Consider the following 19,877-nt stretch of genomic DNA (forward strand, 5'->3'; position numbering starts at 1 on the left):
CCGCGCACCCTACCCATCTGCCGCTGCAGATACAATCGTTCCCGTGCCCCCTGTGGCCGCCATATGGCGGGTTGTGGCGGGGGGTCTTTCACTCATGCAGCGGGATCTGTAATATCGGGTGCGAACCCCGCCCATGGCACAGGATGTCCCGCACAATGCAGCATACAGCCCTTGCGCAGGAGCCATTACGGTTGCTGACGCAGGATGATCCGGCTCCCGTCATCCAGTACGGCAGGTCCGCGCTTGATGGCGTCATGCCGCCGCCCGGCCTGCCATTCCTGCTGGTCAGCGACCATGCCGGACGCAGCGTGCCCGCCACGCTGGGGGACATGGGCGTCAGTGCGGCCGATCACGCGCGGCATATCGCCTGTGACCTGGGCATGGCAGAAACCGGGCGGATGCTGGCGCGGACTCTGGACTGCGTGCTGATTGAACAGGCCTATTCCCGCCTGGTGATCGACTGCAACCGCGCGCCGGGGCATCCGACTTCCATTGTGCGCGAAAGCGACGGGACGCGCGTTCCGGCCAATATCGACATCACGGCTGCGGAAGAAGGCAGGCGGGTGGAGGAAATCTTCCTGCCCTACCATGACCGGATCAGCCGGGAGATCTCGACACGGCTGGAGGCCGGGCTGCCCGTCGTGCTGGTATCCCTGCACAGCTTTACCGATTTCATGAATGGCGCGGCGCGGCCATGGCATACGGGCGTGCTGCATAACCGCAACCCCGCTTTCGGCCTGCGGGTACGTGACCTGCTGGCGGCGGAAGACGGGCTGGTGGTCGGCAGCAACGAACCCTATGCCCTGACGGATGTCAGCGACTATACCGTGCCCGTCCATGCCGAAGGGCGCGGCGTGCCCTATCTGGAAATCGAGATACGCCAGGACCTGATCGCAACGGAACAGGGGCAGGCGGAATGGGCCGACCGCCTTGCGCGCGTGCTGCCACAGGCATGGGAAGATTTCAGGCACTAGCGGCCCCGCACGCTCCTGGCAAACACACTGCATCTGATGGATTGAAGACAATGGAACGCAGGCCACGCATTGACGGCCATACCCTGCTGGCCGGGGTGATCGGCTGGCCGGTGGCGCATTCGCGCTCGCCGCTCATGCATAATTTCTGGCTGGAACAGCGCGGGATCAACGGGGCGTACGTGCCGCTGCCTGTGGCACCGGGTTCGTTTGATGTCGCGGTCCGCGGCCTGCAGGCGGCCGGATTCCGTGGCGTGAACGTGACCATCCCGCACAAGGAATCGGCCTATCGGATCGTGGAGGAACATGGCCGTCTGGACCGTTCGGCACGGCGTTCGGGGTCGGTCAACACGCTGGTCTTCGCGCCCGATGGCCGGATTGAGGGCTATTCCACCGATGGCGACGGATTCGTGGCCAATGTGCAGGCGCATGGAATCCCCGTCACAGGTGGTCGCGCCCTGCTGCTGGGCGCAGGTGGGGCCGCGCGCGCCATCGCTGCAAGCCTGCTGGACCGGGGGGTGGATGTGGTGGTGGCCAACCGCACCCGTGCGCGGGCCGATGCGCTGGCCGCGTCACTGGCGGGCATCACGGTCATCGACTGGGCGCAGGCGGGCGACGTGCTGCCGTCGTGCCAGTTTTTGGTCAACACCACGTCCATCGGCATGGATGGGGGGGCGGACGCTGCCTTTCCGCTGGATCTGGCCCGGGCGGATGCGGGGCTGGTCGTATGCGACATTGTCTATGTTCCGCGCCAGACCGCCTTGCTCCGGCAGGCGGCCAGCCATGGGCTGCGCACGGTCGATGGACTGGGCATGCTGATCCACCAGGCTGGTCTGGGATTTGAAAAATGGTTTGGCGCGACGCCGGATATCGGCCCCGGGATCGAGGCCGTTCTGGATGCAGACCTGCATCGCGCGCATGCTGGCTGAACGGGGTCTTTCATGCGCATACTGGGGCTGACCGGCGGGATCGGTATGGGCAAGTCCACGACGGCGGCCCTGCTGAAACGTGCGGGCATACGGCTGTTCGATGCCGACGCCACCGTCGCAGCCCTGCAGGCCCCGCATGGGGCGGCGCTGCCCGGCATCGGGCGGCTGGTGCCCGGTTCGGTGCGCGATGGCGTGCTGGATCGTGCGGTGCTGCGGCAGGCGGCGCTGTCCGATCCGGCCGTCATGCAGGGGCTGGAGGCCATCATCCACCCGCTGGTGCGCCGTGCGCGCGAGCGTTTCGTGCAGCGTGCCCGGCGTGACGGCTGCCGGTGGGTGGTGCTGGATATCCCGCTTCTGTTCGAAACCGGGGCGCAGCGGATATGTGACCGGGTGGCGGTGGTCAGCGCGCCCGCTTCCCTGCAGCGCCAGCGCGTGCTGCGACGCGGCCGGATGACACCGGCCCAGATTGATGCCGTCATCGCCCGGCAGATGCCCGATGCCGTGCGGCGGCGGCGGGCTGATGTGGTTATCGAAACCGGCCTGTCACGTCATGAAACGGTGCGGCAGGTCAGGCGTTTGCTGCATGCAATGCGTGAGGGAAGTCCAGCCGCATGGGCTGCGGCCGGAGGGAAACCTGCATGAAACGCACCATCCTGTTCGATACGGAAACCACCGGGCTGGATCCGCTGAAGGGCGATCGCGTCATTGAAATCGCAGCCCTTGAACTGGTTGGCGACCTGCCTACCGGGCGCAGCTTCCGTGTCCTGATCGACCCTGAACGTGATGTGCCCGAAGAAGCGTCGCGCGTGCATGGCTTTACCCGCGCCGATCTGGAAGGGAAGCCGAAATTCGCGCAGGTCGCGCCCGAATTTCTTGAATTCATCGGCAATGATCCCCTGATCGCGCATAATGCCCGCTTCGATTTCGGCTTCCTGAATGCCGAACTGGCGCGTGCGCGGCTGCCCGAACTGGATATGGGGCGCATGGTCGATACGCTGGATATGGCGCGTGAGCGTTTTCCCGGCATGCCCAACAGCCTTGATGCGCTGTGTCGCCGCTTTTCCATCGACCTGTCGGAACGCACGACCCATAACGCGCTGCTGGATTGCCGGCTGCTGGCCGCGGTCTATCTGGAACTGACCGGGGGCAGGCAGCGCGGGCTGAGCCTGTCGGTGGATGAAGGCGGCGGCGGTATTGCAACCTATACCTATGTACGGCCAGACGGGCATGTCAGTGTGCGTGTCAGGCCCGATGCGGCAGAACTGGAGGCCCATCAGGCCTTTGTCAGCCGCCTGTCCGACCCGTTGTGGCTGCGCTGAATGGGCGGTATGTAACAAAGGGAGTGGCCCCGGTGGTGCATTTGGGCTAGTCTGTATTCATTAGCCGTACCTGATTGTATTGAAACAGGAAGAGAGCATTGTCCACGGACGAGATTGTCGATCCCACGATTGCCCCTTCCGACCAGTTCCGGCGCTTCCTTTTTCATATCGGCATTCCCGTGGCCGGTGTGGTTTCGGTCATTGCCGTCATTGCCGGGGTGGGGTGGCATTCCTACCGGACCGTCCGGACCGGTGCGCTGACCCTGACGCATGACCTGCTGGTCAGCCAGCAGGATTATGTCGCCAAGGAAGTCAGTTCCTTCCTCATGCCCGCCTCCGCCGGGGCGATCGTGGCGCGTGACATGCTCGAGCATGGCGCGCCGGAGGTCGAGCAGAAGATCTTCAACGGCTACAGCAGCACCATGATGCGGAACGTTCCGCAGATCCAGTCCTTCTACATCGCCGACAGCGATGGCAATTTCAGTACGCTGGAACATGGGGAAAAACCGGGTCAGACCGCGCTGACGACCCTGCATGACGTGGGTACGCCCAAGGCGATCTTCACGCATGAACTGCGTGATGACAACGGCAAGCTGCTCAAGCAGTGGCAGACCCCGGCCGGCACGTATGACCCGCGCGGGCATGGCTGGTTTGCCGATACGGTCAAGGCCGGGCAGGAAGTCTGGACCCGTCCGTATATGGTGGAGGTGACCAAGCAGGTCACCATAACGGCTGCGGTTCCGTACAAGGGCAGCGATGACAAGACATATGTCTATGCCATCAACATGTCCCTCAATCATCTCAACAATTTCCTCAATTCGCTGAAAATCGGTGAAAGTGGCACCGCGATCCTGCTTGATCAGGACGAACATGTTGTTGCTGGCCACGGCATGCAGGAAACGCAGGCAAAGGCGCATGGCGATCCGTCCAGGATGACGCTGGACCCGGAAAAATTCCCGGTCATGACCAAGGCGTTCGATGAATACCGCGTTCATGGCTATGGCGCGCGTACCGTCAAGGTGAAGGGACGGCGGTATGTGACCATCACCGCCAACCTGCCGGTGGGCAAGGATAGCTGGGTGCTGCTGATGGTCGCGCCCGAGGACGATTTTTCCCGCTTCGCCATGGCGGACGGGCGGCAGAACCTGCTGTTTTTCATTCTGGTCGTGACGATGGCGCTGGGCTTTGGCCTGCTGCTGTTCCTGCAGGCGCGACGCGGGGACCGCCTGCGTAACCAGATCTCCCAGGCGCGGGCTGTCGCCAATTACGAAAGCCATGCCCTGCAGTCGGTCGCGACCTATCCCGAACTGTTCAACCCGGAAGACAATGCCCTCGTCCTGACCGAGACGCTGGCTGACCAGTCCCATGCCCGCCGGGCGGCCATATGGCGGATCCTGCATGACGGGCATACGCTCATGTGCATCGATTCCTACGACCGGCAGCAGGACGTGCATTCCGGCGGGTTCGAGATGTCGACCACGGACCTCAAGAGCTTTTTTGACGCGGTTTCCCACGGTGACGCGCTGGTCGTCACCGATGCCTCCACCGATGACCGCACGACGGCGTTCTACCGTGTCTACATGCGCGCCTTTGGCAGCAAGTCCCTGTTCTGCAATCCGATTCTGGGTAGTAGCGGCCCGGTTGGCGTCATCACGCTGGAAGACGCGCCACGGGCGGAAATGGTCTATCATTTCGTGGACATGATTACCGGTGTGGCGGCGGCCCGTTTCTCCGCCCAGCATTACACGGCGGTGGCCGCGGCGCGTGAGGAACTGGAATCGGAACCCCCCCAGGGCAGCGAGGGGCCAGAAGATACCAGTCAGGGCTTCCTGCTCGCCCCCGGCGCGCTGTCCATCAACGGACAGCCAGGCACCACGGACCTCAGCCAGATGGAAGGGTTCTACCCTGCCGTCACCATCATGGTCATCAGCCTGTCCGACATGATCATGACGGCCCAGAATGACCCGGCGGCCAATATCAAGCTGATCGATGAAATGGCGATCGCGCTGCAGGATATCGCCCATCAGTGCGGGCTGTATTCCATCCGCATGCTGGGCCACCGCGTCGTATGTGTTGCCGGGTGTTCGCGCACGCCGGACAAGACGGCGGTGTTCCACATGGCGAATGCGGCGCTCATGATGCGTGAAAACGTGCTGGCCATGCTGTCGAAGGCGGATCTGGATCCGGTTTTCCGCATTGGCATTGATGTCGGGCCGGTATTTGGCGGCATGCTGGGCAAGAACCCGCAGGCGTTCAACCTGTGGGGCGATGCCATGGGCATGGCCGAGATGATGGCGCAGGGCGCGCCGGATGTCGGTACGATCCAGGTTTCGGAAAATGTCTATCAACGCCTGCGTCAGTACTTCCTGTTCCGTGAACGCGGCCGGTTCTTCATTCCCGGCATGGGGCTGACGCGCACCTATGTGCTGGCCGGGCGGCGATGACCGATACGCCAACACCCGCCCCTGAGCATGTGGCGCCGCAGGTTGATCCCATGGCCGGTCCCCAGCCGGACAATGGTGGTCGCCTGGTGCACCTTTTGCGGCGTTTTGCGCCGTGGCTTGCCGCCATTGGCCGACTGACGCGGCATCAGGTCCGCTTTGCCCTGCTGGTGATTGGCGCGGGGTGGGGGGCGATACGCGAAAGCATGCGCCCCAATTCATGGCGCAGGCCGGTCATCTATGAATTCCGCGCCACCCTGCGGCAGGTGGTCAGTGGCGGTTTCCTGAGCATCGTGATCACCGCGACGCTAACGGGCCTGATGGTGGTGTCACAGGCTGCGTACTGGCTGGGTTACGCTGGTATGGCGCAGATGACGGGATCGATCCTTGTTTCCGTCCTGGTGCGTGAAATTTCGCCCATCCTGGTCGGTATCATCATCATGGGGCGCAGCGGCATGCTGTCGCTGACCGAAATCGGCATGATGGTACTGGGTGGGGAAGTGCGTGCACTGCAGGCGCGCGGCATTGACCCGTTCCTGGCGCTGGTCATGCCGCGTACGTTCGCCTTTACGCTGGGCGGCTTTACGCTGGGCATGATCTTTGCCGTCGTGTCGCTGCTGATGGGGTTTGTGGTTGCGCATTCCACGGGGGCCATCACGTCCTCGGTCTGGACATTCTTCTTCAATGTCCTTGGTGCGATGACCACATGGGACTACCTGATCATCCCGCTGAAATTCGTGCTGGTCGGTTTCTTTGTCGGGGTGGGGTCATGTGTTTCGGGCCTGACCGTCAGCAGCAATGACACGATGGCCACCATCATGCCGCGTGGTTTCGCGCGCGGGATCATGCTGGTACTGGTGGTCAATATCCTCTTCATGCTGGATTTCTGACATGACAGCCAACGCACCCCTGCTGGAACTGCGTAACGTCGTGCCGTCGTTCGAGGAAACCGGCCTCATGCCCGCGCCCTACAACCTGCGCATCATGCCCGGTGAATGCGCGGTGGTTGATTGCCGTGACTTTGAACGGGCGGCGATGTTTGCCGATCTGTGTTCCGGCATGGTTTCCCTGACGCAGGGCACCATCAAGTTCATGGGGCTGGACTGGGCCGCGCTGCGTGACCGGCAGCTCAATGCGCTGCGGGGACGCATCGGGCGCATTTCGCGCAACAGCAGTTGGCTCAACCTGTTTGGCACGCATCTCAACATCATGCTGCCGCACCTGTACCATACCACGGACCCGTTTGATAACGTGGTCCTGCATGCCACTGAACTGGGGCACCGGTTTGGTTTTCCCGGCCTGCCAACATCCGCCCCCGACCGGCTGTCGGGCGCGGATCTGGCGCGGGCGGCCTGTGTGCGCGCGTTTATGGGGCGGCCGGACCTGCTGGTGCTGGAGGATATATCCGACACGCTGCCAGAGGAGAATATCCTGCCGTTTTTTGAAATGATGACCGCGGCGCGGGATCGTGGCTGTGGCGTGTTATGGTTCGTCCGTTCCGCGGCGGCCTGGCATGAGTATCGCAAGGCGGTGAATATCCACATGCGCCTTCTTGATGAAGGTCTTTTTCCCATGCGGGTGGTGTAATGGTCCAGAAACAACAGTCAGACGGAATCCGGCAGCTTGTGCGTGTCCGTTACGCCGATGAATGGGTGGGGATCCTTGTCCTTGTGGCCCTGGTCATCCTGCTTGGCGCGGTGATCGAGGCAGGCGTGCTGCGTGACTGGCTGACGCCTGCGGGCAGGCTGCGGATCGTGCTGCCGGAAAACGGGGTCAGCGGCCTGTCCGTTGGTGACGATCTGGAGGTCATGGGCATCCATGCGGGCACCGTGCGGCGCGTGCGGATCAATCCGTCGGGAGGCATGTACGCCATTGCCGAAATTGATCCCGACATCGAACCCTATATCCGTCGTGACAGCACGGCCATCATCCGCAAGCGTTTCGTGGTGGCCGGTGCCAGCTACATCGACATTTCACGCGGGACGGCGGACAAGCTGGACTGGAGCTACGCGGTGCTGAGCGCTACCAACGCCCCCAACCCGGCCGATACCATTACCCAGACCTTCAGTGACATCCGTGACCGTGTCATTCCGGTTCTGGACAATGCCCAGCACATGATGGCGACGCTGGACGCCACCATTACGGACATGCATGCGGGCAAGGGCTCCATCGGGCGTCTCATGACCAATGATGACCTGATCCGTCAGGCTGAACAGATGATCACCAGCCTTAACGCCACCGTGGCACAGCTGACACCGATCGAAAAACAGCTTGCGGGCGTCATGGACAAGGCCAGTGCGAGCATGACCAACGTGCAGAAGGCCACGGGTGACCTGAGCGACGCGACACCGGCCATCACCCACAACCTGCAGGACGCGAGCCAGCAGCTGCCGGTGCTTCTGGTGCAGGCGCAGACAACCGCTGGCAGCCTGCAGAAGCTGGTCGATCAGATGCGCGGCCTGTGGATACTGGGCGGTAATGGCAACAAGGCGGCGAAGCATGCCCATGCCCGCCTCCCGGCGCAGAAGGTGCAGCCATGAGCATGAAAAAGGAATACGCGGCCCTTGGCCTTGCCCTTGCGCTGGCGGGATGTGGCGGTGGGGGGCAGGCGGTTACCCAGCCGGGTGACACCACCCTGTCGCAGGACATGGATACCGCGAAGGATGCCGTGGGGCTTGAACGCCTTTCGGTGGCGGAACAGCAGTACCGCGCCGCAGGCCAGCGTGCCATTGCGCGGGACGATGTCACGGCCATAGGCGATGCGGGCTACAACCTTGCGACGGTGCAGCTGGACGAAGGCAAGCCGCAGGATGCGCTGTCCACGGTAACCGCGACGCGTTCAGCCCTGGCGATGCGCGGCCAGACGGGGGATGACGCCGGGCTGGATCTGGTGCAGGCAGGCGCGTTGCACCGGCTGGGCCAGGATACTGCGGCCGCCGCTGCCGCGTCACGCGCTGCAGGCGCGCAGGACACCGATATTGTCGAGAAAGCCCAGCTGATCCGGGGGCTGATTGCCGATGACAGCGGGGATCAGGCCACGCTGGCATCCGTTGATGCCTATTTTGCCAACCTGACCGGAAAGCTGCCGGATGGCTGGACGGCGGATGCGAAGGAAATTGCCGCCCGTAACCTGCTGGTCACGGGTGGCAGCGCGCAGACCGCCATGCAGGATGCGATGCAGGCGGCGACCATTCGCCAGACGCAGGTGGATTACCGTGACATGGCCCGTGCCCTTGGGGTTGCCGCCCGTGCGGCCGACAAGGCAGGAAATACACAGGCGGCGGCCCAGCTTTACGCCCGCGCCAGCCAGAGCGCGCAGCAGGCAGGAGACAAGACTGCCGCCGATCTCTGGGCAAAGCAGGCGGGTACGGCCACGGCCGCGGATCCTTTTGCCCTGCCTGTGGCCGCGACAACGACAAAGAAAAAGTAGGGATCAGTCCCGTTCCCGGCAGGCGCATCCGCTGCGTGTATCGGGGGCATGAGGAAATTCCTTGGCGAAGCTTTTTAAAGCTTCAAGGAATGCCGCCTTTTTTTCGAAAAAGACGGCACCCGAAAGCGTTTGTTATTTTAGAGACTGTTTGAAAAGTTAGCCCGGAAAACATTCAGCAATCATAAAGAAGTTTTTGGTGAAGCTTTTTTCAAAAAGCTGCGAAGAACGCCACCTTTTTGAAAAAAGGTGGCACCCAAAAACTTTTATTATTTTTTATCAATCACTTGTTTTCAAACAGTCTTTTAGTAGCAGATTGCACGGTGGGCCTATCCGGCCCACCGTGTCCTGTCATTGTGCGGGCTGCAGCCGTGTATGCTGGGCCAGAAGCCGGGTGCTGGCGCCATTCAGGCCAATCAGTTGCACGTCCATGCCCTGTGCCTCCATCTTGCCAATCAGTTCTTCCAGCATGCCGACCGCCGTCATGTCCCATATATGGGCATGTGTCAGGTCGATCATGATGTGACGGGCCGTATCATGCAGGTCGAACGCATCGGCAAAGCTGTCGGATGAGGCAAAGAAGACCTGCCCGTTCACGATATAGGTTCGCGTCTGACCATCAGCCGACAGCGTATTGCTGACCGACAGCATGCCGGAGACCTGAAACGCGAAGAACAGTCCGTTCAGCAGTACGCCCACGGCAACACCTGCGGCAAGGTCATGCGTGCCCACGACAACCGCCACCGTCGCCAGCATGATGACGCTGGTGGTGCGCGGATGATGGACAAGGTCACGCAGCGACGACCATGAAAACGTGCTGGCCGAAACCATGATCATGATCGCCACAAGGGCCGCCACCGGCACCTGCGCCACCCATGGGCGCAGCGCCACCATAAGCAGCAGCAGGAAAGCACCCGCCACGAACGTGGACAGCCGCCCCCGTCCGCCATAGCGCAGGTTGCCCACCGTCTGCCCGATCATGCCGCAGCCCGCGATCCCGCCAAACAGGCCGACCGCGATATTGGCGATACCCAGCCCCATGCATTCCTGCCGCTTGCTGCTGTGGGTTTCCGTCAGGTCATCCACCACGCGGGCCGTCATCATGGATTCCAGCACGCCCACACTGGCCATGGCCAGTGCATAGGGCGCGATGATGTTGAATGTATCAAGCGAGAACGGCACGTCGGGCCAGACCAGATGCGGCAGGCTGTCAGGCAGGCGGCCAAGGTCGGCAACCGTATGCAACGGCATGGGGCACAGGATCGACACCACGGTCAGCACCACAATGCAGATCAGCGGCGAGGGGATGGCGGAAAAAAGCCGGGGCAGGGTATAGATGATCACCAGCCCCAGCGCGATCATGGCATAGGTATGCCATGTCACATGCAGCATGTGCGGGACCTGCGCCGAAAAGATCAGGATGGCCAGCGCATTGACGAACCCGGTCCGCACCGGGCGCGAGACATAGCGCATCAGCACATGCAGGCGCAGGATCCCGAACACCACCTGCAACAGTCCGCACAGCAGGGTTGCGGCCAGAAGGTACTGCACCCCATGGCCGCGCACCAGGGCAGCGGCAACCAGCGCGACCGATCCGGCCGCCCCGGATATCATGCCCGGCCTGCCACCGGTAAAGGCAATCACCACGCTTATGACAAAGGACGCATAAAGTCCGACGGCGGGATCGACCCCCGCGACAAAGGAAAATGCAATGACTTCAGGAATCAGCGCAAACGTGCCGACCATACCGGCCAGAGTGTCGCGCCGGATGTTGCCGAACCATTCCTGACGGTAACGGGCGAGTGCAGACATGAAAAAGACGGGGCCTTTCGGGGCAGAAGGGTAATCAGGTATCGGAAATGGTCGTGTCCGCGCGCCGCCACCAGCAGCGCGGGGCGGGACGGGGTCGGGGCAGGACCGCCAGCGGGTCGCCACTGTAACGGACCGTGTTGGTGGGTGTTTCCTCGATTTCGATGCTGGCGCAGGTCAGCGCCCCGCCATCGGCGGCAAGGAAGGCGTTCAGCTTGGCCATGAGCAGGCAGGCGAGCAGTTCGGTCGTGGGGTCGCCGGGTGTAACCAGTATGCGCCGCGCACGCTGTGGCTCGTTCCGGGCAAACCACGCAAGCAGCGGGTCGTCTTCCGCCAGTTGCAGGGCGTGATCGACATGGTTGTCGATAAAACCATGCCAGACGCCCTTCGCCCGCTGAAAGGGCATGACCATGTTGGTGCGGCCATTCAGCACCGTGGGGTTCGTGGCGCGCAGGTGGGCGCGGATATATTCATTGTGGCCATGGGGCAGGGCACAGCGTTCGCTTTCGCCCGCCAGCAGCCGGTGCGCCATGGAAAAGCGCCGGGTGAAAACCAGTTCAAACATGCTGGCGTGCCGCCATGTACTGCGCCCATCCTGCCTTGCGCAACTGGCAGGCGGGGCAGGTGCCGCAGCCATGCCCCCATGCATGCAGGGTGCCGCGCGTTCCCATGTAACAGCTATGGCTTTCGCGATTGATCAGGCGGACAAGTGTCTCCCCGCCCAACTGGTGGGCCAGTTCCCATGTCTGCGCCTTATCGATCCACATAAGCGGCGTGTGCAGCACGTAGTGGGCGTCCATGCCGAGGTTGAGCGTCACCTGCAGGGACTTGATCGTGTCGTCGCGACAATCGGGATAGCCGGAATAATCCGTCTCGCACACGCCGGTCACGATATGGCGGATATTGCGGCGCGCGGCCAGGGCCGCGGCAAATGTCAGGAAAATCAGGTTGCGACCGGGCACGAATGTATTGGGCAGGCCGTTTTCATTCATCGTGATTTCGGCTTCGCGCGTCAGCGCCGTGTCCGATACCGTGCCAAGGGCGGCAAGATCAAGCGTATGATCCGCGCCCAGACGCTGGGCCCACAGGGCGTTTTCCGTAGCCATCCCGTCACGCAGGGTTGCGCGGCATTCCAGTTCAACCGCATGGCGCTGCCCATAATCGAACCCCAGTGTCTCCACCCGGCCAAAACGCGCCAGCGCCCACGCAAGGCAGGTGGCTGAATCCTGACCGCCGGAAAACAGGACCAGGGCGGCTTCGTTTTCAGGATAGGATGGGGGAGGGGGAACGCTCATGTCAGGGTATCCCGATCAGCTTGTGGGTCTGCAATGACAGCCGCCATTGCGGGTGTTGCATGCAATACGTGACCGCATCGGTAGTGTTGCGGACGCGATTAGCATTATCCATCGGCTGGAGCCAGAACTGCTGGAAATCAAGCCCGGCCACCTGATCGGGCAGCAGGTCTGGCTGCGGATAGACCAGCTTGAGTTCATGCCCGCGGGTCTGGACCAGCGCGGCACCCGCCTTCGGGCTGACGCATATCCAGTCGATCCCGTCCGGTGCGGCCACGGTGCCGTTGGTTTCCACCGCGATTTCAAAACCCCGCGCATGCAGTGCCGCAATCAGCGCATCATCCAGCTGCAGCAGGGGTTCGCCGCCGGTCAGGACGACAAAGGCGCCAGTCTTGTCTGCTGCGGGCCACTGCGCGGCAATGGTATCAGCCAGTTGGTCCGCATCTGCAAAACGGCCGCCACCGGGGCCGTCGGTGCCGATGAAATCCGTATCACAGAACCGGCAGGTGGCCCGGTCCCGGTCGCGTTCCAGCCCCGACCACAGGTTACACCCTGCAAACCGGCAGAATACCGCCGTACGGCCTGCCTGCGCGCCCTCACCCTGCAGGGTGGGGAAGATTTCCTTTACGGTATAGGACATGTTCCAGATTTCGTAATGCACGCGGCCGGAAAAGGGCACCACGCGTGGGAACTGCCCCAGCCGGCCCCGCGCCCGGCTGCGTCGGGTTCAGCCCTGTTTGTGTGATGTATGCATGCCCAGCCGGTCAAGCAACTGCCGGTCGCGCACGGCCGCCGGGTTGGGCGTGGTCAGCAGGCGTTCGCCATAGAAAATGGAATTGGCACCGGCAAGGAAACACAGGGTCTGGGCTTCGTCGCTCATGTCCTCGCGTCCTGCGGCCAGGCGCACGCGGCTGGCGGGCATGGTGATGCGGGCGGCGGCAATGGTGCGGACGAATTCGATCGGGTCAACCGCCGCGGCCCTGTCGGCCAGCGGGGTGCCTTCCACGCGCACCAGCATGTTGATCGGCACGCTTTCGGGGTGACGGGGCATGCTGGCCAGTGTCGCGATCATGCCCGCGCGGTCCGTGGCGTCCTCCCCCATGCCGACAATGCCGCCACAGCAGACATTGATCCCGGCGTCACGCACGTTTTCCAGCGTATCCAGCCGGTCCTGGAAGGTACGGGTAGAAATGATGTCGCCATAATATTCAGGCGAGGTATCAATGTTGTGGTTGTAGTAATCCAGCCCGGCATCCCTGAGCCTGTGCGCCTGGCGGTTATCGAGCATGCCCAGCGTGACACAGCTTTCCAGCCCCAGCGCCTTTACGCCTTCGACCATGGCGCACACGGTTTCCAGGTCATGTTCCTTGGGGCTGCGCCACGCCGCCCCCATGCAGAAGCGCGCAGCACCCGCGGCCTTGGCGGCACGGGCTTCCTTCAGCACTTCTTCAACCGCCATAAGGCGGCTGGCCTTCACGCCGCCGTCTTCATGCACCGCGCTCTGCGGGCAGTAGGCGCAGTCTTCGGGACAACCGCCGGTCTTGATCGACAGCAGGGTGGAAATCTGCATTTCAGTGGGATCGAAACGGGCGCGATGCACCGTCTGTGCGCGGTAGATCAGGTCCGGGAAGGGCAGCGCCATAAGGGCCGCGACTTCGTCACGCGTCCAGTCTGTCCTTATGGGGGGCAGGCTGGTGGCCCCGGCGTGCATGGACAGGGTGTCCGGGCTGCTCCCATCGGGCATCGGTCTGGATCCTCTGGTGTCAGGTGGAAAACGTTTCCGGCTGTGCCATACAAAACCGGCGATGACCACACTTTTATTGTTATGGGGCCATCGCCGGAAGCAGGGATCAGCCCAGCACGCGGGCCAGTGTCGTGCCCAGTTCGGCGGGGCTGGGGGCGACATGGATGCCCGCGTCACGCAGGGCCTCGATCTTGGCGCTGGCGGTCTCGTGCCCGCCGGTAATCACGGCGCCCGCGTGGCCCATGCGGCGGCCCGGCGGCGCAGTGGCGCCTGCGATGAAGCCCACCACCGGCTTGCGCGTGCCGCTGGCGCGGATCAGTTCGGCGCCATCGATTTCGGACGTGCCGCCGATTTCACCGATCATGACGATGGAATGGGTGTCCGGGTCCGCGATCATGCGTTCCAGCACATCGGTAAAGTCCATGCCCTTGACCGGATCGCCGCCAATGCCGACGCAGGTGCTCTGCCCCTGTCCGATGGCCGATGTCTGGGCCACCGCTTCATAGGTCAGGGTGCCCGAGCGCGAGACGATGCCCACATGGCCACGACGGTGGATCGGGCCGGGCATGATGCCGATCTTGCATTCATCAGGCGTGATGATGCCGGGGCAGTTGGGGCCGATCAGCAGGCTGTCGGAACGTTCGAGGGCGGCGCGCACGCGCACCATGTCCTGCACCGGGATGCCTTCGGTAATGCACACGATCAGCGGAATGCCGGCGGCGATCGCCTCAAGGATCGCGTCGGCAGCGCCCGCGGGAGGCACATAGATGACCGAGGCCTCGGCCCCCGTGGCCTCACGCGCCTGCATCACGGTGTCGAATACCGGCAGGCCCAGGTGCAGGCTGCCGCCCTTGCCCGGTGTGACGCCGCCGACCATGCGGGTGCCGTAGGCAATGGCCTGTTCGGTGTGGAAGGTGCCCTGCGCGCCGGTAAAGCCCTGCGTGATCACCTTGGTGGACTGGTTGACGAGAATGGACATTCACTCAGGCTCCCGCATTACGGACGGCGGATACGATCTTGCGGGCGGCGTCGCCCAGATCATCGGCGGGGATGATCGTCAGGCCGGATTCAGCCAGCAGCGCCTTGCCGCGTTCGACATTCGTGCCTGCCAGGCGCACCACCAGCGGCACGGTCAGCCCGGTTTCGTGCGAGGCGGCGATGATGGCCTCCGCGATCACGTCGCAGCGCATGATGCCACCGAAGATGTTGACCAGGATGCCACGCACCTTGGGGTCACCGATCAGGATGCGGAAGGCGGCCGCCACCCGTTCCTTGGATGCGCCACCACCGACATCAAGGAAGTTGGCGGGTTCCTCGCCTTCCATCTTGATGATGTCCATCGTCGCCATCGCCAGGCCCGCGCCGTTGACCATGCAGCCGATGTTGCCGTCCAGACCGACATAGGCCAGCCCGTATTCGGCGGCTTCGCGTTCACGCGGGTCTTCCTCGTGCACGTCGCGCAGCTTCGCCAGTTCGGGGTGGCGGAACAGGGCGTTTTCATCGAACGACATCTTGGCGTCCAGCGCCAGCAGGTCGCCCGCCCCGGTCACGACCAGCGGGTTGATTTCCACGATCGCGGCGTCAAGGCCGGTAAAGGCGTTGTAGGCGGAACGCACGACGTTCTGGAACGCTCTGATCTCACGCCCGGTCAGGCCAAGGCGCACGGCAAGATCGCGTGACTGGTAATCACACAGGCCCTTCGCCGGATCGACATATTCCTTGAGGATGCGTTCAGGCGTACGGGCCGCCACCTCCTCGATTTCCATACCGCCATCGGGGGATGCCACAATGACGATCTGGCCCGTGCCGCGATCGACCAGCATGGAAAAATACAGTTCACGCGCAATGTCGCAGCCGGATTCGACATACAGCGTGCGCACAAGGCGCCCCATGGGGCCGGTCTGCTTCGTGACCAGCACTTCACCCAGCATGGCGTCCGCCGCATCGCTGACTTCGGCCGTGCTGCGGGCCAGGCGCACGCCCCCCCTGCCTTCGGGTTTCCCCGCGAAATGCCCGGCGCCGCGCCCACCCGCGTGGATCTGCGCCTTGACCACCGTGACCGGCGCGTTCAGGGCGCGGGCGGCATCAATGGCTTCCGCGGCGGTGGTGGCGGCACGTCCTTCAGGCACGGGCATGCCGTAGGAGCGCAGAAGCGCCTTTGCCTGATATTCGTGAATATTCATTTGGCGACCCAATCTGTCGTTCTTATTGGCGGTGTCGGGCTACGCCCCTAGCACGATATGGCCCCGGAATGACAGGGGTGGGATGGATGCGGGATTGGCGTAAACATGAAACATGTGTCATGTCGTCTCCAGCAGTGGCACGCGCGGCGCGCCGTCATGGAGAAAATGCAGAAGACAGGTAGCGATGAAACACTGGCGCATTGAACAGATGGACTGGGACCGTTTCGATCCGCGACGTGTGGACCCTGACATTGTCCCATTGGTCAAGGCTGCATCGGTCGTTGAACGCAACGGCCTGGATTATGCCTGCTACCTGAAGAATGTTTTCGCCGATGACCCTGATTTCAGCAAGGCGGCGGACAACTGGGCGCAGGAGGAGGTGCAGCACGGCGACGCCCTGGGCCGGTGGGCCATGCTGGTGGACCCGTCATGGGACTATATGGCGGCGTTCGAGCGGTACCGGCAGTCCTACCGGCTGGACCTGGACGTGGATGCCTCCATCCGCGGGTCGCGCACGGGGGAACTGATCGCGCGCTGCATGGTGGAAACGGGTACCTCCTCATTCTATACCGCGCTGGCCGACGCCACGGACGAGCCCGTGCTCAAGGCGATATGCCGGCAGATCGCGGCGGATGAATACCGTCATTTCAAGCTGTTCTATGACCATATGCACCGCTACCTGCGGCGCGAGCACCTGGGGGTATGGCAACGCACGCGCATCGCCCTGGGCCGGGTGACGGAAAGCGAGGATGACGAACTGGCCTCCGCCTTCCATTCCACCAATGAACCGAGCACCGTGCCCTATGATCACAAGCGCTGCATCGCGGCCTACATGTCGCGCGCGCTGCGCTTTTACCAGCCCCGGCATGCCGTGCGGGTGACGGGCATGATCCTCAAGACAATCGGGTGGACACCACACGGGCGGCTGCATGCGCTGATCGCGCGGGGGGTGTACCGCCTCCTCATGATGCGGCAGCGCAAATTCGCGCGCGTCATGGCCGCGGCCTGACCGGCATCAACCCACAGACAGGAATGAAGACAGACAGAATGAAGGCTCGGGACATGAAGACGCGGTATCTTGCCCTTGTGGCGGCAGGCTGCCTTGTGCTGGCGGGGACAGCGCGGGCGGATGCGCCGGCCGCCCCCGACACGGCAGGGACGGATACCCCGCCCGAAGCCCAGATCAGCGACGCCGCCCATGCCGAACGGCTGATCGCGTCACAGGTCGGGCTGGTGAATTTCACATCCCCCGGTTTCCACCGGGGCACGGTGCGGCATATCGTCATGTTCCGCTTCCTGCCCGTCATTACCGACGACCAGCGCGCGGAGGTCGTCCGCCGCTTCATGGCGCTGCGCCAGATATCCCGGCGCAATGATGGCAGCCCTGTCATTGCCTCCATCGAGACGGGCGCGCAGATGAGTGGGGAAGGGCTGGACGAGGGACTGCAGCAGGCCTTCGTCGTCACGTTCAATTCCGAAGGGGACCGCAATTATTATGTCGGCCGTCCCGTCGTGACCGATCCGGCCTATTTCGATCCCGCGCATGAAGCCTTCAGGAAATTCGCGGCACCCTTCATCATCAGCACCCTGGTGTTCGATTATGCCGTGCCTTCCGCGCAACCCCAGCACAAGGCCCCGGTCCAGACCGGCCGCCTGCGTGTTCCCCAGCAGCAGGGCTGACGGGCCGGGTACACCCCACCAATGGAGTAAGATTACATGACAACCGTGACCCTGGGTCATCTGGACAACACCCTGCAGCAGGCATCGGCGGCGGCAGTGGCGCGCGTGCTGGAAGCCTATGAACTTGAAATCGAATATGTCGTGGCCGCCCGCGCCGAAATGGTGGAACACATGCGCCGTGGCGATGTGGACCTGTTCGTGTCCGCGTGGCTGCCCGATGTCGATGCGGCCTTCCTTGCCCCCGACCTCGGCATGGAGGCATTTGGCCAGCTGTACCGCCCGGCCTTTGGCTGGTGCGTCCCCGAGGCGGCGGCAACCGGCATCACGTCTGTGGCCCAGCTGGCGGGTGAGGGCTGTCCCATCGGCCGTGAGATCGTGACCCCGGAATCCATCCTTGACCGCGTGCGCCAGGTTGTCGCGGCCTACAACCTGACGGAAGCGGGCTATACCATCGCCAGCCGTCCCGATGCGGAAGCGTATGACCACGCGGCCCATATCCTTGCCGGTGGCCTGCCCGAAATCATCCCGACATGGCAGCCGTCCTTCCTGCATTACGGGCAGCGCCTGGTGCAGCTGGATGACCCGAAGGGCGCGTTCGGGGCAGAACAGGACGCGCGTATCCTGCTGCGTTCTGCCGTGCGCGCGGACATGGACCAGGACCTGCTGGACGAACTCGATGAACTGACGCTGGGCAACAAGGTGGTCAGCGCGCTGGACCACGCCATGCGCTTTGATGGCATGAGTGCCGATGAAGCGGCCGAGGCATGGCAGCGCGGCAAGCTGCTGCCGCGCTGAGGCCCCGGTCATGAGCCAGCATGAAACCGATGCCCCGCCCACCCATGACGTGCGTGATGCGGGGCTTCAGGCCCAGTACGAGCAGTATCCCTATCCCGCCCGCGACCCGCGGGAGGAAAAAAGCCGCCTGCTGATCGGCAGCCCCAGCCACCTGCGCGAAATCGATTACTGGGTGTTCGGGGCGACCCGCCCGCAATCGCAGCCGTTACGGGTGCTGGTGGCCGGGTGCGGCACGGGTGATGGCGCGATCATGCTGGCCACCCATATGGCGCGCGCGGGACGGGCGGGGGAGGTGCTGTGCCTTGACCGTTCCCCCGTGGCGCTGGAAACGGCGCGGGCGCGGGCACAGGCGCGGGGTCTGGAAAACATGCGCTTCGTGCGCGGTGACCTGACCGGCCTTGCTGCGGTCGCACCCGGGCCGTTCGACTACATCGATTGCTGTGGCGTGCTGCACCATCTGCCTGACCCCGATGCGGGGCTGGCGGCGCTGGCGGGCGTGCTGGCCCCCGGCGGGGGGATGGGCCTTATGGTCTATGCCCCGTATGGCCGCACCGGTGTCTACATGCTGCAGGATGCGCTGGAGCGTCTGGCCCCGGTGACGGATGCGCCAAAACAGCGGCTGGACGTGGCGCGCCGGGTCATGCGGCACCTGCCCGCCACGGCGTGGCTGCGGCAGAACGGCAATTTTGGCGATCACCTGACCGGGGGTGACGCGGGGCTGTATGACCTGCTGCTCAACCCACGTGACCGGGCATATGACATCACCGCCTTTCATGGCCTGCTGGACCGCGCGGGGCTGAATGCCGCATGCCTGATGGAACCGGCCCGGTATGACCCCGGCCTGCTGCTGCCCGACCCGCGGCTGCGGGAACGGATCGCGGCTCTGCCTGAACGCGCGCGTCAGGCCGTGGCGGAAGACGTGGCGGGCAACATGGCCACCCATGTCGCCTATGTGCGCCGGATCAGCGAACCCGTGGTCCGTGCTGATGCCATGGCGGCGGATGCCGTGCCCATCATGCGTGAAATCCCCGGCATCGAGCTTGCCCGCATGATCGGTGGCGATGACCGTCTGCCCTTCGCCTTTGGCACGCTGCAGGTCGCGATTGCCGTGCCGCCGCAGACGCGCGGCATCCTGCCCCTGATCGACGGGGAACGCACGGTGGGCGAAATCGGCGCGATCATGGAAACGCGTGGCCTGTCCGCCAGCCGGTTTGCAAAGGTATGGGAGCAGGTCTTCACCACGCTGGAATCGCTGAACCGGGTGCTACTGCGCGCGCCGCGCTGACC

The 19,877-nt window shown here is 63.6% G+C and carries 20 protein-coding genes; 13 read left to right on the plus strand and 7 right to left on the minus strand.

Annotated features, from left to right (window positions below):
* Positions 1-155: 155 nt before the first annotated feature.
* The 9 genes from S101446_RS00085 (at position 156) to S101446_RS00125 (ending at position 9,090) form a co-directional block, all read left to right on the plus strand.
* Complete coding sequence (locus tag S101446_RS00085) at positions 156-974, plus strand: N-formylglutamate amidohydrolase (RefSeq protein ID WP_087607200.1); 819 nt, start codon at positions 156-158, stop codon at positions 972-974.
* A gap of 50 nt (positions 975-1,024) precedes the next feature.
* Positions 1,025-1,900: a shikimate dehydrogenase gene (locus tag S101446_RS00090; protein ID WP_087607201.1), complete on the plus strand. Its 876-nt coding sequence runs from the start codon at positions 1,025-1,027 to the stop codon at positions 1,898-1,900.
* Between the two features lie 12 nt (positions 1,901-1,912).
* Positions 1,913-2,542: a dephospho-CoA kinase gene (gene coaE, locus S101446_RS00095; protein WP_019085746.1), complete on the plus strand. Its 630-nt coding sequence runs from the start codon at positions 1,913-1,915 to the stop codon at positions 2,540-2,542.
* A complete protein-coding gene (gene dnaQ, locus S101446_RS00100; RefSeq protein WP_010509752.1) occupies positions 2,539-3,219 on the plus strand; it encodes a DNA polymerase III subunit epsilon in 681 nt (226 codons plus the stop codon). The genes coaE and dnaQ overlap by 4 nt, the downstream gene beginning before the upstream one ends.
* 98 nt (positions 3,220-3,317) lie before the next feature.
* Positions 3,318-5,663 carry an adenylate/guanylate cyclase domain-containing protein gene (locus tag S101446_RS00105; protein ID WP_010509750.1) on the plus strand — a complete coding sequence of 782 codons (2,346 nt, stop codon included), beginning with the start codon at positions 3,318-3,320 and terminating at the stop codon, positions 5,661-5,663.
* Positions 5,660-6,550 carry an MlaE family ABC transporter permease gene (locus tag S101446_RS00110; protein ID WP_010509748.1) on the plus strand — a complete coding sequence of 297 codons (891 nt, stop codon included), beginning with the start codon at positions 5,660-5,662 and terminating at the stop codon, positions 6,548-6,550. The genes S101446_RS00105 and S101446_RS00110 overlap by 4 nt, the downstream gene beginning before the upstream one ends.
* Position 6,551: 1 nt before the next feature.
* Positions 6,552-7,247: a P-loop NTPase family protein gene (locus S101446_RS00115; protein ID WP_019087407.1), complete on the plus strand. Its 696-nt coding sequence runs from the start codon at positions 6,552-6,554 to the stop codon at positions 7,245-7,247.
* A complete protein-coding gene (locus tag S101446_RS00120; RefSeq protein WP_053322689.1) occupies positions 7,247-8,200 on the plus strand; it encodes an MlaD family protein in 954 nt (317 codons plus the stop codon). The genes S101446_RS00115 and S101446_RS00120 overlap by 1 nt, the downstream gene beginning before the upstream one ends.
* The gene (locus S101446_RS00125) at positions 8,197-9,090 is read left to right on the plus strand and encodes a hypothetical protein (protein ID WP_010509742.1); all 894 of its coding nucleotides are present in this window, start codon (positions 8,197-8,199) and stop codon (positions 9,088-9,090) included. Before S101446_RS00120 ends, S101446_RS00125 begins: the two co-directional genes overlap by 4 nt.
* 348 nt (positions 9,091-9,438) lie before the next feature.
* On the opposite strand, the gene S101446_RS00130 is transcribed toward S101446_RS00125, so the two are convergent.
* The 7 genes from S101446_RS00130 to sucC form a co-directional block, all read right to left on the minus strand.
* Positions 9,439-10,899: a SulP family inorganic anion transporter gene (locus S101446_RS00130; protein ID WP_087607202.1), complete on the minus strand. Its 1,461-nt coding sequence runs from the start codon at positions 10,897-10,899 to the stop codon at positions 9,439-9,441.
* A 34-nt stretch (positions 10,900-10,933) separates the two neighbouring features.
* A complete protein-coding gene (locus S101446_RS00135; protein WP_087607203.1) occupies positions 10,934-11,461 on the minus strand; it encodes a 6-pyruvoyl trahydropterin synthase family protein in 528 nt (175 codons plus the stop codon).
* Positions 11,454-12,191: a 7-cyano-7-deazaguanine synthase QueC gene (gene queC / locus S101446_RS00140; protein WP_087607204.1), complete on the minus strand. Its 738-nt coding sequence runs from the start codon at positions 12,189-12,191 to the stop codon at positions 11,454-11,456. Before queC ends, S101446_RS00135 begins: the two co-directional genes overlap by 8 nt.
* A 1-nt stretch (position 12,192) precedes the next feature.
* Positions 12,193-12,828: a 7-carboxy-7-deazaguanine synthase gene (gene queE / locus S101446_RS00145; RefSeq protein WP_087608780.1), complete on the minus strand. Its 636-nt coding sequence runs from the start codon at positions 12,826-12,828 to the stop codon at positions 12,193-12,195.
* Positions 12,829-12,915: 87 nt separating this feature from the next.
* Positions 12,916-13,932 (minus strand): biotin synthase BioB, encoded by a 1,017-nt coding sequence (gene bioB / locus S101446_RS00150; RefSeq protein WP_010509732.1) that lies wholly within the window; start codon positions 13,930-13,932, stop codon positions 12,916-12,918.
* 106 nt (positions 13,933-14,038) lie between these two features.
* Complete coding sequence (gene sucD, locus S101446_RS00155; RefSeq protein WP_010509731.1) at positions 14,039-14,911, minus strand: succinate--CoA ligase subunit alpha; 873 nt, start codon at positions 14,909-14,911, stop codon at positions 14,039-14,041.
* 4 nt (positions 14,912-14,915) lie between these two features.
* The gene (gene sucC / locus S101446_RS00160; protein ID WP_087607205.1) at positions 14,916-16,115 is read right to left on the minus strand and encodes an ADP-forming succinate--CoA ligase subunit beta; all 1,200 of its coding nucleotides are present in this window, start codon (positions 16,113-16,115) and stop codon (positions 14,916-14,918) included.
* Positions 16,116-16,299: 184 nt separating this feature from the next.
* Between sucC and S101446_RS00165 the strand changes: the two genes are divergently transcribed.
* From S101446_RS00165 to S101446_RS00180, 4 genes are read left to right on the plus strand one after another with little or no spacing between them, the layout of a single operon-like run.
* Positions 16,300-17,124 carry an acyl-ACP desaturase gene (locus S101446_RS00165; RefSeq protein ID WP_087607206.1) on the plus strand — a complete coding sequence of 275 codons (825 nt, stop codon included), beginning with the start codon at positions 16,300-16,302 and terminating at the stop codon, positions 17,122-17,124.
* A 53-nt stretch (positions 17,125-17,177) separates the two neighbouring features.
* A complete protein-coding gene (locus S101446_RS00170; RefSeq protein ID WP_087607207.1) occupies positions 17,178-17,795 on the plus strand; it encodes a Dabb family protein in 618 nt (205 codons plus the stop codon).
* Positions 17,796-17,831: 36 nt separating this feature from the next.
* Complete coding sequence (locus S101446_RS00175) at positions 17,832-18,590, plus strand: glycine betaine ABC transporter substrate-binding protein (RefSeq protein ID WP_010509723.1); 759 nt, start codon at positions 17,832-17,834, stop codon at positions 18,588-18,590.
* A 10-nt stretch (positions 18,591-18,600) separates the two neighbouring features.
* Entirely contained in the window at positions 18,601-19,875 is a 1,275-nt protein-coding gene (locus S101446_RS00180) for a class I SAM-dependent methyltransferase (protein WP_026018679.1), read from the plus strand.
* Positions 19,876-19,877: the final 2 nt, after the last annotated feature.

Source organism: Komagataeibacter europaeus (assembly GCF_002173515.1).
Classification (GTDB): Bacteria; Pseudomonadota; Alphaproteobacteria; order Acetobacterales; family Acetobacteraceae; genus Komagataeibacter; species Komagataeibacter europaeus.